Origin of the sequence: Brachyspira innocens ATCC 29796 (genome assembly GCF_000384655.1) — a bacterium.
Taxonomy (GTDB): domain Bacteria; phylum Spirochaetota; class Brachyspiria; order Brachyspirales; family Brachyspiraceae; genus Brachyspira; species Brachyspira innocens.
The window spans coordinates 24,402-39,896 of the sequence record NZ_ARQI01000099.1; the positions used below are offsets into that span (position 1 = coordinate 24,402).

Here is a 15,495-nt window from a genome sequence, read left to right on the forward strand (position 1 = left end):
ATTAATGATATATGTATAATTATTTACTCATTTTTTCTATAGCTTCCCATAAACCTTGTAAATAAACAGCACCTAATGCTCTGTCATAAAGTCCATATCCGGGCATAGATACTTCGTCCCAAATAGCTCTTCCATGATCTGGTCTGAAAGGTCCTTCAAAACCTATGTCATAAAATGCTTTCATAATGGCAAACATATCCATAGAACCGTCGCTTGATAAATGTGCTGCTTCTTGGAATTTTCCAGGTGCAGTATGCTCTAAGTTTCTAACATGTGCGAAGAAAATTTTGCCTTTCAAACTTCTTACTATATCAGGTATATCGTTTTTAGGATTAGAACCTAAAGAACCAGCACATAAAGTTACCCCGTTGCAAGGGCTATTAACACTATTAACCATTCTCAAAATGTTTTCTTTATTAACTATAATTCTAGGAAGTCCAAATACTGGCCAAGCAGGATCATCAGGGTGTATAGCCATTTTGATATTGTATTTTTCACAAGTAGGCATTACAGCACTTAAGAAATATTTTAAATTTTCAAATAATTTCTCATCATCAACACCTTTATACATTTCAAAAAGTTCTTTTAATCTGCTGAGTCTTTCTGGCTCCCATCCAGGTAAAACAAATCCATTAGAACTTGAATCAATTTGTTCAAACATTTTTTGAGGATCTATTTTATCTATTATATCTTGATCATAAGATAAAACAGTAGCTCCGTCTGGTCTTACCTTTGCTAAATCGCTTCTAGTCCAGTCAAATACAGGCATAAAGTTATAGCATACCAGATTAATTCCAGATTTACCTAATACTTCTAATGTTTTTATATAGTTTTCTATATATTTATCTCTGCTAGGCAAACCTATTTTTATATCATCATGTATATTTACACTTTCTATGCCGTATATTTTTAATCCAGCTTCTTCAACTTCTTTTTTTAATTTTTGTACATCTTCTTCTTTCCAAGCTTCTCCAACTTTACTGTCATATAAAGTTGTTATAACTCCTTTTACTCCGGGTATTTGTCTAATCTGTTTTAGAGTAACAGAATCAAAATTCTTTCCAAACCATCTTAAAGTCATTATCATAATAGAATTTCTCCTTAATTTATTTAATATATTTGTTTAAGCATTCCCTAACAGCATTTACGCCTATTATCATCTCTTTGAAATATTCTTCTATTCTGTTTCCTAGATTTATTTTTTCATCATATAAATCACAAGCAAATATAATTTTGTTTGATAGTATAGGTTTTAAATTATCTCCTACACTATTTACATCTTTAAATTTTATGTTTTTTATATGTTTCTGCAATTCATCAAGCATAGGGTCAGGACTTATTTCCATAGTATTTCCTTTGTCATCGATTCCCATTAAATATCTAAGCCAAGCTGCTATAGTTATAGGTATTCCAATTAAAGAAGAAGTATCAAGTCCGTTTTTTACATAAGATTTTAAGGTTTCTCCATATCTGATAGGTATTTTTTGGGAGGTGTCTGTGGCTATTCTTTTAGGAGAATCTGGTATATATGGATTGACTAATCTTTCTTCTATAACCTCTTTTATGAAGTCCATTGGATTTAAGATTTTAGGATTAATAACTACTTTCATACCTTCATCATATCCTATTTTTTCTACTAGCTTTTTTAATATGGGGTCTTTCATTTCATTATATATAAAATCATAATCTAAAAGACAGCCGAATATTGCTAAAGATGTATGAAGAGGATTTAAACAAGTAGTAACTTTCATCTTTTCAGAGTTTTTTACAGTTTCTCTGTCTGTGATATATACTCCTGCTTTAGCTAAATCAGGTCTGCCGTTTGGAAATAAATCCTCAATAACTAAATATTCAGGTACTTCCGCATTTACAAAAGCAGCCATTGGATTATGTCCTACTTTGAATATCTGCATATCTTCAAGCCCTATACTCTCAAGTTTTTTTGATATAATTTCAGAAGGTCTTGGAGTAATTTTGTCAATCATACTAAAAGGAAAAGCAGCTTTTTTATTATCTTCAAGGTATTCTATAAATCCATTGTCAGCAAAACCTTTTTCTACCCATTCTTTAGCTATATCAATAACAGCACTTTTTAATTTATCTCCATTATTAGAGCAGTTATCAATACTAAGCATTGCGATAGGATAGGCTCCATTTTTATATCTTTCTAAAAGCATAGCACAAGCGATACTCATAATATTTTTTGCTTTTTTAGGCTCATTTTCAATATCATAAGCAACTATTTTATTATAATTACCGTTAGAATCTTTTATAGAGTAACCTTTTTCTGTTATAGTAAAACTTACTATTTGAAGCGAATCTGATATAAATATTTTTTTTAATTCTTCATAATAATTGATAAAATCAGCATGAAGTATATCAGTAATGCTTCCTATAATTTTTTTATCTATATTCCCATCACTTTTAATAGATGCTAAAAGAGTGAGATTATCGAAAGGCTTATAAACTTTTTCAAGCATTTCATAATCATCATCTCTTCCAGCAGCATGTGTATCGACAGCTATTATACCAGTATTTATAATATTATCATTTAAAAGAGTATCAGATATTCTCGCAACAAAACCTCTGAATATATTACCAGCCCCGAAATGAATCCAAGTTGGTTTTTCATTCGTATTTTTTCTAATTTGTTTTATATCATACTTTGGTATTTCTATATTATTTTTTTCAAAAAAGGTTTTATTGTTTATTAAGTTTTCAATATTAATTTTCATTTTATAGCCTCTAAGTTGTATACTAGTATATTAATTCTACAAAAATAATATAAACTGTCAAGCAAAAATTATATTATTGATTTTTAGCTTTTATTTCAGCTATAGCTCCTTGTATCTCTTCCATTTTCTCTCTAGTAAGAGGATAGAATCTCATAGCTATTATATTTAATACCCATCCAATCATAGGAGCAAGGAATACACAGAACATAGTTACCCAGAAAATTCCTGTTGAATAAGGAGTATCAGGAGTAGGCTGAGTAGTTTTGAAACCTATCATAGCAATTAAAAGTCCTACTATAGTAGTAGCGAAAGATGATATTATTTTATCAACACAGCTGAATAATGTACCCATCAAACCCGGAACATATTTTCCAGATCTATAAGTTTCATAGTCGGCACAGTCAGCAGTCATAGGTATAACTATATTAGTAGATATTCCAGCAAAACCCTGCATTAATATCCATAATACTATAAATGCTATAGTAAAGAAATTAGGATTTTTAAAGCTCATAGTAGTAGGCTCTCCAAAGATAAATAATAACAATAGAAGAGCAGCAAATATTATACAGCCTATAGTACCAAATAATAATGCTTTTCTCTGACCCATACGGCTGGCTATAAATTTCATACCCAATATTATTATAATGATACTAGGTATACTATATATAGCAGAAACCTCTCCGCTTAGAGCATAATTTCCGCATATTATACCGTAAAGCATAACTAATACTATAGAGTTAGATTGTATAGTAACAAAAAGTTTACTTGTAGAAGCTGCAATTACAAGCATTTGTATTGCTCTGTTTTTTGTTATAACAGTCCAATAGTCTTTAAATGTAATTAATTGAGGCTTTCCAAGTCCGAAATATTCTGTTCTGTCTTTAGTCCATAATCCTATTATAGCTAGTGCAGATAATATGGCAGATACAATTATAGTAAATATTAAGAAAGTATTAAAAAACTCAGCATTAAAACCGCCGTATTTTGGTATCCATATTTTAGAAACTACAATCTGCATACCAGCAAATAATACAACATTATAACTTCCGTCAAATATTGTAAAATAAGGTCTTTGTTTAGGATCATTAGTAAGACAAGTTTGAGCTGATTTTGTAACAACACATTGTAAAGTATATCCTATAATATATACAGCATATACCAATATAAAGAATAATAATCTCATATTTTCAGGAGCTTTATATACAAATTTGTACATTATAATACAGGATATAATCATTACGATGTTTCCAGCAACTATAAAAGGTCTGTTTTTACCAAATTTTCCATTAGTTTTATCCAACATATAACCAACAAAAGGATCTGTTATAGCGTCCCAAATACGCATAGCAGTAAGAAGTGTAGATACCAAAACTACTCCTAATCCTAGCATTCCTGTAGCGTAATAAGATATAAAAAACATGAAAAACATGTATAAGTTAGTAGCTGTATTATTAAAAGCAAAAAATGCTATCTGCCATATTTTGGCTCTATGATAATTAATTGTATTATCCATATTTGGTGCCTCCTATTTTTTATAAAGGGCAGGAAAATTATTTTTAATTTCCTACCCATAATTTTTTAATTAATTATTTTTATAATCTAGCGGTAATTTAGTCCATCTGCTTCTTATTTGATGAGCAACTGCTTTAGGCTGACGGCTTCTAGTAAATATACCTTTTTTATTTCCGTCTACTCTGAATATTCCTTCAGTAGTTTGGAAATCAGCAAAGTTCCATAACTGTTCGCCTATTATAAAGTTGTAACTATCAAAAACTTTGAAGTTCATTTCGTAGTATTCGCATTGATATTCTTCGCTCCACATAACAGAAGGAAGTTTATGAACACCTGCATAAGTATCAGCTCCGTATTCTGTAAACATAACTGGCTTATTCATATCTTTATAAAGGTTCATCTCTTCTCTGAATTTTTCTTCTGACATGTCTATTTCATAACCGCCCAAGAAATACCAGCCGTAATATCTGTTTAATGTAATTACATCGCATAGATGCATGCATTTGCATTTACCTGGTGCTGATGCCTGAATAGCAGCAAAAGTTTTTGGTAAGTTTTGTTTATCTATGCTTTTTGCAAAGTTGAATATATCTTCAAAGTATGGCAAAGCTTCATCTTTGGAAGTGTCAGGCTCATTAAATAAGCTCCACATAACAACGGAAGGGTGATTCTTATCTCTTGTAATAAGTTCTTCTACAGCTTTTTTATGAATTTCTTTAGTTTTTGTATGCACTTCTTCTAAAGAGAAATAGTCAGCTTTTGAAGCACCCGGATTTAATACAGATCCCACATCAAACATACCAACAGCAGCTATTTCATCTATAATAACTATACCTTCTCTGTCAGCAGCCTGCATTATCTCTTCACTATATGGGTAATGAGATGTTCTAAATGAATTAGCACCTATCCATTTAATAAGTTCAAAGTCTCTTTTTATTACAGGAGGATTATAACCTCTTCCAGCTGTTTCACTGTCTTCATGTTTTCCGAATCCTGTAAAGTAGAAAGGTTTTCCGTTTATTAAGAATTTTGTACCTTCAACTTTTATTGTCCTTATTCCAAAGTCAAGATAATATTCATCTATTAACTCTTCACCGTTTTTAATGCATGCTTCAAATTTGTATAAATAAGCAGCTTTCGGATTCCATAATTTAGCATTTTTAATAACTATTTTTCCGCTTTTTCCTTCAGCACTTGCTACTTCTTTTCCTTCTTCATCATATATTTTTACGAATACTTTATTTTCACCTGTAGTATGTACTTCATAATTTACAATTCCGTCACTGCCGTTTATATCTGATAATATATCTATATCATAAATATATTCTTTGTTTGTAACGGTAATTTTTACAGGTCTGTTCAAACCAGCATAATTGAAGAAATCAAAAGAAGGTTTTATATATTTTTTGCCTGAAGGTTTAGTTTCTGTATGTCCGCAAGGCAATGTAGTATTGCTAAGTTCATTATTAACAACTACAACTAATTTATTTTTTTCTCCGAATATTCCAGCTTCATTAACTGGAGCATTGAAAGGCATAAATCCGCCTACATGCGTGCATACTTCTTTTCCGTTAATATATACAGCAGCTTCATGTGTAGCACAGCCGAATCTTATATTAACATTTTTATCTTTCCATTCTAAAGGAAGATAGAATGATGTTTCATACCATATATCTCCAGCATGTTCTCTTATATTTTTATCTGTGAAAAGATCATTAAAACTAGATGGTACTGGTATAAATGTAGTGTCTTTTAATCCGCTAGCATAACCATTTTTTCTACCTTCATTGTTTGAGTCTATTTTAAACTCCCACATTCCAGATATATCAATAACTCTTCTTGTTCTGCTTTCTCTAGGATATAACATAGAATTAATCATAAAAACAATTTCCTCCGTAATTATCTATAATCTTAATTTATATTAATTAATCAAAGAATAATTTTGTCAAGTCAATACCAACTTTAAGTTCAAATCCCCAGCCATTTTTATTAAATTGAGATGAGCCTATTCCTAAAGCAGACATATCTTGTTTGAATATACCGCCATAGAATAATCTAGGTTCGATGAAGAAAGTCCATTCTTCTAGGAAGAACTGTAAACGAGGATTGAATCTAATCCAATACCAATCTTTAAATGAAGTCTGAGCACCTGATAATATTTTGAACTGTATTTCTGGTCTTAAAGCAAACCAATCATTGAAACGCATTTGATAAGCTACTCTAAACTCAGTACCGTCATACCAGCCTTGATTTAATTTTCCAGTCTTAGGATCATACTGATTTCCTCTTAAATATATATTCTGCTGAGCCATTACTGTTATAGAATGAGATTTGAAAGCTGCAACATCTGGAAGTTTTTTATTCAAATACATTACAAATACAAAATCACCTGATGAAGTAAGTCCCAAACTAAAAGTATTAAACAAATACATATTTCCTGTTAATTCAACATAAGAAAAAGGGTTGGAAGTATTTTTTCCAGTACGGCTTCCTTCCTTCCAAGTAGGATCATAAACGCTTGGATTGTCAAACTGTGCTTGAAGTATGAATCCAAATCCTAACCATGGTACGCTTTTTAATGTCTGCAAATATGTAAGTTTGGTATCAAAGTTTTCCATCATTCTTTTTGCTTTAGGGTCTGTTCCTAAACTTGTTAAATCTCCTGAAGCATATTCAATGTAAAAACTTAACATTTTCATTGAACCAGGGTACACATTAAAAAACTTGAAAGCAGGATTCTGAGCATTAGATTGAGCAAAAGATATGCTGTAAAATAATGATATCATTATAATGCTTATAAATAATTTTTTCATACAAAACTCCTTTACTAACATACTAGTATTTTAGTAAAATAAAATCCCATTGTCAATAAAAAACAGAACTTTTTTATATTTTTTTTTAATACCTTGAAGTTTATTAATAAATAATGTATGCTTTATTTGATATTAGATATTAATAAATATTTTTTAAGGATATACTTTGATACTATGGCGAAATCTAAAAATAATAATGCAGATAATATTATAGTACTTGAAAGAGATATAAATGAATCTATAGGTGATTATGCTGTAAGATGTTTAGAATATAATATTATGACAATGAATTTGGTACCTGGTACTTTTATAAGTGAAAAAATTATAAGTGAAATGTTATCAATAAGCAGAACACCCATAAGAGAGGCTTTCTCCAGACTTGAGAAAATAAATTTAATAGAGATATATCCGCAGAAAGGTACTATGGTATCATTAATAGACACATCTATTGTAGAAGAAACAAGCTTTATGAGAATGGTATTTGAAAAAGAAATAATTAAAATTGTTTGTAAAAATATCGAAGAAAAAGATATAAAACTTATAAATAAAAATATAGAAGCATATGAAAAAAACATTAATACTCATAAGCTTTATGAACTGCTTAAATTGGATAATGAATTTCATAGAATACTTTTTTTTATAGCAGATAAAAAATTAACATATAATCTTATTAAGGATTCTATAAAACATTTTAATAGGGTTAGAATATTTAATATGCTTGAAATGGACAGAGGAAGAACATTAATAGAACATAAAAATATATTAGAATATATAAAAGAAAAAAATACTAAAAAACTTCTTCCCTTAATAGAATCGCATATTACTCATGTAAAAGATGACATGGTTTTTTTAAAAAGTAAATTTCCTGAATATTTTAAATAATTTACCTTTTTACATCAAGTCCGTCTTTGGATTTCACAAGATTTATTACCTCCTCTTTTGTAGTTAAATTCCAATCTCCGGGTATGCTGTGTTTTATACAAAAAGAAGCCGCTGCAAACTCTAATATATCCTGATAATTAGTAAATAACTGCATTCCAGAAAGTATTCCAGCAGCAAATGAGTCTCCTGTACCTATTCTGTCGATAATATTTTTTATATAGTATTTTTTTGATTTATATAAATTATTATCTTTATAGAGCAGACTATATATGTTATTATGATTTGAGCTTATTGTTTCTCTTCTTGTTGTTACTACCATATCCAAGGAGTATTTATCTATTAATTGCTGCATAATAGATTTATAATCATTGTCGCTTATATCTGAATCAACATCTATACTGCTCTGTACGCCCAAAATTTTAACAGCATCATATTCATTTGCAAATACTATATCAGAATATTTTACTATTTCGGGCATTACATCATCTATTTTTTTACCGTATTTCCATAATTTTTTTCTATAGTTTATATCACATGATACCTTTACATTTCTCTTTTTAGCTTCTTTCACAGCATATAACGTAAGATCTGCAGCAGTTTGGCTAATTGCTGGTGTTACTCCGCTTATATGAAAATACGATGCATCTCTAAATACTTTATCCCAATCAAAGTCTTCTATTAAGGCTTGTGATATAGAAGAATATTCTCTATCATAAATAACATTTGAACTTCTGTAATTATTTCCTTGATCCACAAAATATATGCCAAGTCTTTTACCTTCCCATGATATAGCTGAAGTATCAACCTTGTGACTTAAGAGCAATTCTTCAACTTTTTTTCCTATAGCATTATCTGGAAGAGCAGTTACATATCTGCTTTGCAAACCAAATATTGAAGCTAAAACGCATATATTTGCTTCAACTCCTCCGAATGTGGCATTAAGCTTTGACGATTGAAATAATCTTTCATTGTCTGCTGATGAAAGTCTTAACATTATTTCACCGAAACCCACTATATATGACATAGAATGTCCTCTCTATAATTATACTGACATACTACTATATTAGTAAAATAAATATGAAATGTCAATAATAAATTATAAAATTTTTTAAAAAATAAAAGAGTTTAAATATTAAAAATATTCAAACTCTCTTATAATAATAGATAATATTTTTGTCTTTTATTATATATTTTCTTTTAATAAACTTATTATCTCTTCTTTGCTTAACACCTTTCCGTATGAAAGCACTTTATCATCTAATACTAAAGCAGGTGTTGACATCACACCATAAGAAGCTATTTCAGCCATATCCTCTACATACTGAACTATCAAATCTAGTTTAGCCTCTTCAATAGCAGCTATTACATTTTCTTCTAATTTTTGACAGTTAGAGCATCCAGTTCCAAGTATTTTTACTCTGGCTTCTACTGGGGATTCTTTATTTGTTTCCTCTTCACCGAAGAGATTGATGGCAGGTCCTCAGCCGCAGCTTCCGCCGAAAAAAAGATCTTTTAATGTCATATGTTTCTCCTTTTATATATTAAAAATTATTCGCTTAAAGGCTCTTACCAGAGGCTCATAATTTTTAATTTGCTTATATATTAAAAATTATTCGCTTAAAGGCTCTTATCAGAGGCTCATAATTTTTAATTTGCTTATATATTAAAAATTATTCGCTTAAAGGCTCTTCCCAGAGGCTCATAATTTTTAATTCGTTTTATATATTAAAAATTATTCTCTGTAAAACTATTATCAAAATTTATATATTTTTATAATTTTTCTTTTAAAATATTTATTATTGTTTCTTTACTTAATACCTCACCATATGATATAAGCTCATCATTAACAACAAGTGCAGGCAAAGTCATAACTCCGTAATATGACATACTACCTTTACTGTCTGTAAATTTTATAGATAAATCCAAATCCAAATCTAATATAGCATTTCTTATATTGCTAAGCATATTTAATGAAGCCTCATCATCATTTCTGCCTAATAATAATATCTTTTCTATTTCTCTTTCCTCATCTTCTAGAGGATCAGGCAAACAGCCTCAGCCGAATTCTATATTTTTTTTAATCATAATTTTTTTAATACCCTTTTATTTATAATTTATAAATACATAATATAGGTATATTGAAATAATTGCAAATTTAAAATTAAAAAATAAATATAAAAAAGACTTAGATACAATCATATATCTAAGCCTTAAATATAATTAAGAAGTATGCTCATTTATTTTACTTTATCTTTTAATAAAGCAATAATTTCGTCTTTAGTAAGCACCTTTCCATATGATAATACTTTTTCATCAAGCACCAAAGCAGGAGTTGACATTACACCATAAGAAGCTATTTGTGCCATATCCTGTACATGTCCTACACTTAGATCAATACCCATTTCTTTTACAGCTTCTAAAGCATTTTTTTCAAGCTTTTGGCAGTTTGAACAGCCGCTTCCCAATATTTTAATTCTGGCATTTGATGATTCTCCGCTGCATGAACCTCCGCAGCAGCAATTTTTTTCTGATGACATAGTTTTATCTCCTTTTTTGTTTTATTTTATTATTATATATTATTTATACAAATAGAAAATAAAAATTATTAAATAAATATCCAATAATTATTATTCCTAAAGTTACTATACCCACAAAAAGAACAAGAAGCTGTATTTTTACTACCTTTTTTATCATAATAATTGATGGAAGTGATAAAGCAGTAACCGCCATCATAAAAGATAAAATAGTTCCTATTCCAGCACCTTTATAAAATAAACTTTCAGCCACTGGAAGAGTACCGAATATATCTGCATACATCGGTATACCAACTAAAGTTGCCAACGGAACAGAATACCAATTATTTTTTCCTAGTACCGTATTTATCCATGCTTCTGGTATAACATTATGTATAAAAGCTCCTATTCCAACTCCTATAAAAATATATAAATAAACTTTTTTTATAGTCTGCATCACCTGATCTTTTGAGTATATAATTCTATCTTTTTTTGTCATAGACTGTATTTCTACATCTGTATTTGATTTTATATTTTTAACAAAATCTTCTAAATATCTCTCCATTTTTAGTTTGCCTAATAATGTACCTCCTGCAACGGCAAGTACAAGCCCTACAATAACATAAGCTATAGCTATTTTCATTCCAAACACACTTGATAGAAGTATTAAAGAGGCCAAATCTACAAGAGGCGAAGATATTAAAAAAGAAAATGTTATAGAAATAGGTATTCCTGCAGAAGTAAATCCTATAAATAAAGGTATTGAAGAGCAAGAACAAAATGGAGTAACCGTTCCAAAAAGTGCTGCTAATATATTTGCTGATATTCCGTTAAATCTGCTTAATATTTTTTTGGTTCTCTCTGGAGGAAAATAGCTTTGAATATATGATATACAAAATATGAGTACAGATAAAAGTACAAATATTTTTATAACATCATAAATAAAAAACTGTATTACTCCTTTCATTGTTTCTGATAGGGCAAAATTATTTAATATATTGCCTATCAATGTATTGAGCCATTTCATTGATATAATTTGATCCTGTATAAAAATAAATATTGATTTTATAACTGACATTTTTATAACTCCTAATTTATTTTTCGCATTTACATTTTGCTGTGCTTTCAGCATTCTTATCTGATATTATAGTTGTATAATAGTTTAATAATTTTTCTGCGTTTTTTATTCCTTCTTTATTAAAACTATAATAAGTCCATTTGCCTTCTTTTCTTCCTGCTACTATATTTGAATCGCAAAGTATTTTCATATGATGTGATAATGTAGACTGTACTATATGTAATTCTTCCAAAAGTTTGCATACACATATTTCACCGTCTTTAATCATTTCTAATATTTTTAATCTATTCTCATCGCATAGAGCTTTGAATACTATTGCATTATTCTTATAATCCTGCATTTAATCTCCTGTTATTATTTTTTTTATTTTATTATTCATGAACATATCGAAATATATCGATATATAGTATAACAAACATATCGATAATTGTCAATGTATCATCTTTATTTTTTATTATTTTATTGAAAAAATGAGATATAATGATATAATTTGCTATTACTATATAAAATATGGAGTTTTATAATATGCAGGCTAAAAATTTTGGAAACGGTTACCTTTTGTATGAATTAAAAAATAAAAATGATATGATATTAAAACTTACAGATATAGGTGCTTCAATAGTTGGAGTATTTTTTAAGGATAAAAATGGAAATGAAGTACAGGTATCATTTGGAAGCGATGATTATTCATTTTACTTAAAGCCTCATGATTATATAGGGGCTTCTGTTGGAAGGGTTGCTAATAGAACTATAAATGCAGAGTTTACTCTTGACGGACAAACATATAAATTAGCTAAAAATGATAATAATAAACATCATCTGCATGGCGGTATAGAAGGAATTTCATTTAAGAAATTTGATTCTAAAGTTTTAAATAATAATTCTGTATCATTTACATATTTTTCAAAAAACGGAGAGGAGGGATATCCTGCCAATGTCAATATTGAAATAATATACACTTTGACAGATAATAATGAAATATTAATAAATTATTTGGCAAATGCTGATGCTCCTACACCTTTGAACTTAACTAATCATGCATATTGGAATCTTAACGGAGAAGGCACAATATATGAACATGATTTATTTATAGATTCTTTGTTTTATCTTCCAGTAACCGAAGAATGCGTATCAAGCGGGGAAATATTAAAAACAGAAAACACTCCTTTTGATTTTACTAAAACAAAAAAAATAGGTACTGATATAGAAAAAGCAAATGGATATGATAATTGTTTTATTTTTAATGAAAAAAATATATTATCTTATACGAATGAAAGTAATAATTTTAATAAATTAAGAGCTTCATGCTATAGTGAAAAAACAGGAATATGTTTAGAGCTTTATACTACAAAACCTGCTATGCATTTTTATTCTGGAAATATGCTTGATAACAGAGAGGTGAGAAATACTGTTTTAAATAAGCATAATGCTTTTTGTTTTGAAACAGAGTTTTTACCTGCTGCTATGAACTTTCCTTATTTTCCGAGCATAATATTTGATTCTAATAAAAATTATAATCATAAGACTATATATAAATTATTATTAAAATAAAAAATATAAAAATAAAAAATATTTTCGGGATTATTTATGAATGATAAAAAATCAATTATAATAGAACATTACATTGAAAGGGTAAAAGATTTTAATATACCAGAATATCAGGTTTTGGATTGGGAATCACAAGATGCTCAGGAGGCTAGATTTAAAACTTTAATTGAGCATTTTGATATAAAAGGTTCTGTTTTGCTTGATGTAGGCTGCGGACTTGGGCATTTGGCTGAGTATATAGATAAAAAAAATATTGACACATATTATATTGGTATAGATATAATGCCAGAGATGATTGAAAGGGCAAAAAAGAAAGTTTTCAAAAATATCAATCCTCAATTTATGACTATTGATTTTTTTAAGACTTCTGATATTGAAGATGATTTTGATTATATATATTCTTCTGGAATATTTAACCTTAATCTTGGAAACAATGAAGAGTTTTTGAAAAATGCTTTAAAAAATTTCTTGATTGCGGCAAGAAAAGGTGTATGTTTTAATTTGCTTGATATTTCTTGCAAAGAAAAATATGGAGATAAATATTATTACTATAAAAAAGACGAAGTATTTAATATTGTTTGCGATATAGTAAAAAATTTGGATTTAAAGTGCAAGATAAAAATATCTGATGAGTATTTATCAAATGATTTTTCTGTGTTTATAGATATGCTTTAATATTAATAAAAAAAGTAAAATATAATAGATTTTGTATAATTAAAAAATAAAGGCTGTTAGTTTTATAATATCAGCCTTTATTTTTTAAAATTATTTTTATTTGTTTATAGTACGCATGTCTATTACATATCTGAATTTTACCTTTCCGTCTATAACTTTTCTGTATGCTTCTTTTATAGTTTGGGCATCTGCTTTTATTATTTCTACACTAGGATAAATATTATTTTCTATAGAATAGTTAAGCATTTCCTGAGTTTCTTTTATTCCGCCTATTAAAGAGCCGAATAATTTTTTACTGCCATGTTGCCCTATCATAGCTGTAAGTGTAGGCATTTTTGAAGTTCTAGGAAGCCCTAATAAACACATAGTACCTCCTCTTTTAAGCATACGCATATACATGTTAACATCATAGTATGCTGGTATGGTACTTATTATATAATTAAGAGTATTATTAACATTTTTTAAATCTTCTGCATTATTTACATTAACATATTTTACTGCTCCCATATTTAAAGCGTCTTCTCTCTTATCTTCTGTTATGTCAAAAACAGTAACTTCAGCACCCAGTTTTACAGCATATTTTACTGCCATAGATCCAAGTCCTCCGAATCCTGCAATGCCTATTTTTTCTCCCTTTTTTACATTCATAGCTTTTATAGGCGAATAAGTGGTTATGCCTGCACAAAGAAGCGGAGCAACCTTATCAAGTTCTGCATTATCTGGTATAAGTATTGCAAAGTTTTCAGACACTACTATGTTGTCAGAGTATCCGCCTTGAGTTATCTCATTGCCATGAAATCTATCTCTTGAGCCGTAAGTATAAACTGCTCTATTTAAACAGTACTGTTCTAAATTATCCAAGCAGCTTTCACATTGTCCGCATGAGTTCACCATGCATCCTACACCAGCAAAATCACCAACCTTAAATTTTGTTACTTTACTTCCAACTTGTACAACTCTTCCTGCTATTTCATGTCCTACTACAATCGGAGTGCTGCTTGATTTACCTTCAACAACATGTATATCACTATGGCATATTCCAGCATAAAGTATTTCTATTAGTACGTCATTATCTCCTACCGCATGCCTTGTAAACTCATGATATTTAAAATCCATATTGGCTGAAACTGCTGCAAAGCCTCTTGATTTTATTCTTCCATTTGCATTGGTTTGTATATTAATAGGGGCTTTTTTAAGATTCTGATTATACATTGCATTTGAAGAATTATTTTGTAAAGCATTATTATTTTCTGTATTTATGCTTGTTTGAGCATTTGATGAATTATTGCATGACATTATAAATAATATTGATAGTATAGTTATTAATATAGATTTTTTCATTTTTTTATCTCCTTCTTAAATTACTATAATTATATTATATCATTGAAGTAAACTCCAGAGTCAATATTTTTTCTATTAGTTTTTTATAAAATTTTATTCTAATTCCCGCCCATTTTATTTTATGGTTTTATTTGTTATTATTGTTATTTTATTATTTATAAACTTTTACTGTTATTAATGAAGCCCGCCCAAGCTTTATTTAAATTTTAAGTATTCACAACGCACGTTAAACGAAATTCTAAATATAAACTAGTTATGAATTATAATTTTTATTATATATAAAATTCTGCTTACCGTGCGTAAAAATATTTTTAAATTTAATAAACACTTGGGTGGGTGCCTTAATTTGTAATTAGACTATAAAAATAATAAAAATTAAAATGTGAAAATAAAACAAT

Annotated in this window: 15 protein-coding genes; 3 read left to right on the plus strand and 12 right to left on the minus strand. The window is 28.6% G+C overall.

Translation table 11 applies throughout. The annotated features are described in order from the left end of the window. Positions 1-19: 19 nt before the first annotated feature. The 5 genes from uxuA to F811_RS0105385 all read right to left on the minus strand — a co-directional run bounded on the left by uxuA (position 20) and on the right by F811_RS0105385 (position 7,060). Positions 20-1,087 carry a mannonate dehydratase gene (gene uxuA / locus F811_RS0105365; RefSeq protein ID WP_020004254.1) on the minus strand — a complete coding sequence of 356 codons (1,068 nt, stop codon included), beginning with the start codon at positions 1,085-1,087 and terminating at the stop codon, positions 20-22. 19 nt (positions 1,088-1,106) lie between these two features. Further along, the gene (locus F811_RS0105370; protein ID WP_020004255.1) at positions 1,107-2,735 is read right to left on the minus strand and encodes a mannitol dehydrogenase family protein; all 1,629 of its coding nucleotides are present in this window, start codon (positions 2,733-2,735) and stop codon (positions 1,107-1,109) included. A gap of 73 nt (positions 2,736-2,808) precedes the next feature. Continuing rightward, a complete protein-coding gene (locus F811_RS0105375; protein ID WP_020004256.1) occupies positions 2,809-4,248 on the minus strand; it encodes an MFS transporter in 1,440 nt (479 codons plus the stop codon). A gap of 69 nt (positions 4,249-4,317) precedes the next feature. After that, the gene (gene uidA / locus F811_RS0105380) at positions 4,318-6,126 is read right to left on the minus strand and encodes a beta-glucuronidase (protein ID WP_020004257.1); all 1,809 of its coding nucleotides are present in this window, start codon (positions 6,124-6,126) and stop codon (positions 4,318-4,320) included. 46 nt (positions 6,127-6,172) lie between these two features. Beyond that, a complete protein-coding gene (locus F811_RS0105385) occupies positions 6,173-7,060 on the minus strand; it encodes a hypothetical protein (protein ID WP_020004258.1) in 888 nt (295 codons plus the stop codon). A gap of 174 nt (positions 7,061-7,234) precedes the next feature. Between F811_RS0105385 and F811_RS0105390 the strand changes: the two genes are divergently transcribed. After that, the gene (locus tag F811_RS0105390) at positions 7,235-7,942 is read left to right on the plus strand and encodes a GntR family transcriptional regulator (protein ID WP_020004259.1); all 708 of its coding nucleotides are present in this window, start codon (positions 7,235-7,237) and stop codon (positions 7,940-7,942) included. A 1-nt stretch (position 7,943) separates the two neighbouring features. On the opposite strand, the gene F811_RS0105395 is transcribed toward F811_RS0105390, so the two are convergent. The 6 genes from F811_RS0105395 to F811_RS0105420 all read right to left on the minus strand — a co-directional run bounded on the left by F811_RS0105395 (position 7,944) and on the right by F811_RS0105420 (position 11,873). Continuing rightward, entirely contained in the window at positions 7,944-8,966 is a 1,023-nt protein-coding gene (locus F811_RS0105395) for a sugar kinase (protein WP_020004260.1), read from the minus strand. A gap of 159 nt (positions 8,967-9,125) precedes the next feature. Beyond that, a complete protein-coding gene (locus tag F811_RS16355) occupies positions 9,126-9,413 on the minus strand; it encodes a thioredoxin family protein (RefSeq protein ID WP_083771116.1) in 288 nt (95 codons plus the stop codon). A gap of 299 nt (positions 9,414-9,712) precedes the next feature. Continuing rightward, positions 9,713-10,027, minus strand: a complete 315-nt coding sequence (gene sec1, locus F811_RS0105405; protein ID WP_211216975.1) for a thioredoxin-like selenoprotein Sec.1 — start codon at positions 10,025-10,027, stop codon at positions 9,713-9,715. 152 nt (positions 10,028-10,179) lie between these two features. Then, positions 10,180-10,479, minus strand: a complete 300-nt coding sequence (locus tag F811_RS0105410) for a thioredoxin family protein (protein WP_020004263.1) — start codon at positions 10,477-10,479, stop codon at positions 10,180-10,182. A gap of 43 nt (positions 10,480-10,522) precedes the next feature. Then, positions 10,523-11,533: a permease gene (locus F811_RS0105415; protein WP_020004264.1), complete on the minus strand. Its 1,011-nt coding sequence runs from the start codon at positions 11,531-11,533 to the stop codon at positions 10,523-10,525. 16 nt (positions 11,534-11,549) lie between these two features. Then, complete coding sequence (locus F811_RS0105420) at positions 11,550-11,873, minus strand: ArsR/SmtB family transcription factor (protein WP_020004265.1); 324 nt, start codon at positions 11,871-11,873, stop codon at positions 11,550-11,552. Positions 11,874-12,058: 185 nt separating this feature from the next. Between F811_RS0105420 and F811_RS0105425 the strand changes: the two genes are divergently transcribed. Both F811_RS0105425 and F811_RS0105430 read left to right on the plus strand, forming a co-directional pair. Then, entirely contained in the window at positions 12,059-13,084 is a 1,026-nt protein-coding gene (locus F811_RS0105425) for an aldose epimerase family protein (RefSeq protein WP_020004266.1), read from the plus strand. Between the two features lie 36 nt (positions 13,085-13,120). Further along, on the plus strand, positions 13,121-13,756 hold the full coding sequence (locus tag F811_RS0105430) for a class I SAM-dependent methyltransferase (protein ID WP_020004267.1): 636 nt from the start codon (positions 13,121-13,123) through the stop codon (positions 13,754-13,756). Between the two features lie 96 nt (positions 13,757-13,852). Here F811_RS0105430 and F811_RS0105435 read toward each other — a convergent pair whose 3' ends face one another. Continuing rightward, positions 13,853-15,097, minus strand: a complete 1,245-nt coding sequence (locus F811_RS0105435) for an NAD(P)-dependent alcohol dehydrogenase (protein WP_020004268.1) — start codon at positions 15,095-15,097, stop codon at positions 13,853-13,855. Positions 15,098-15,495: the final 398 nt, after the last annotated feature.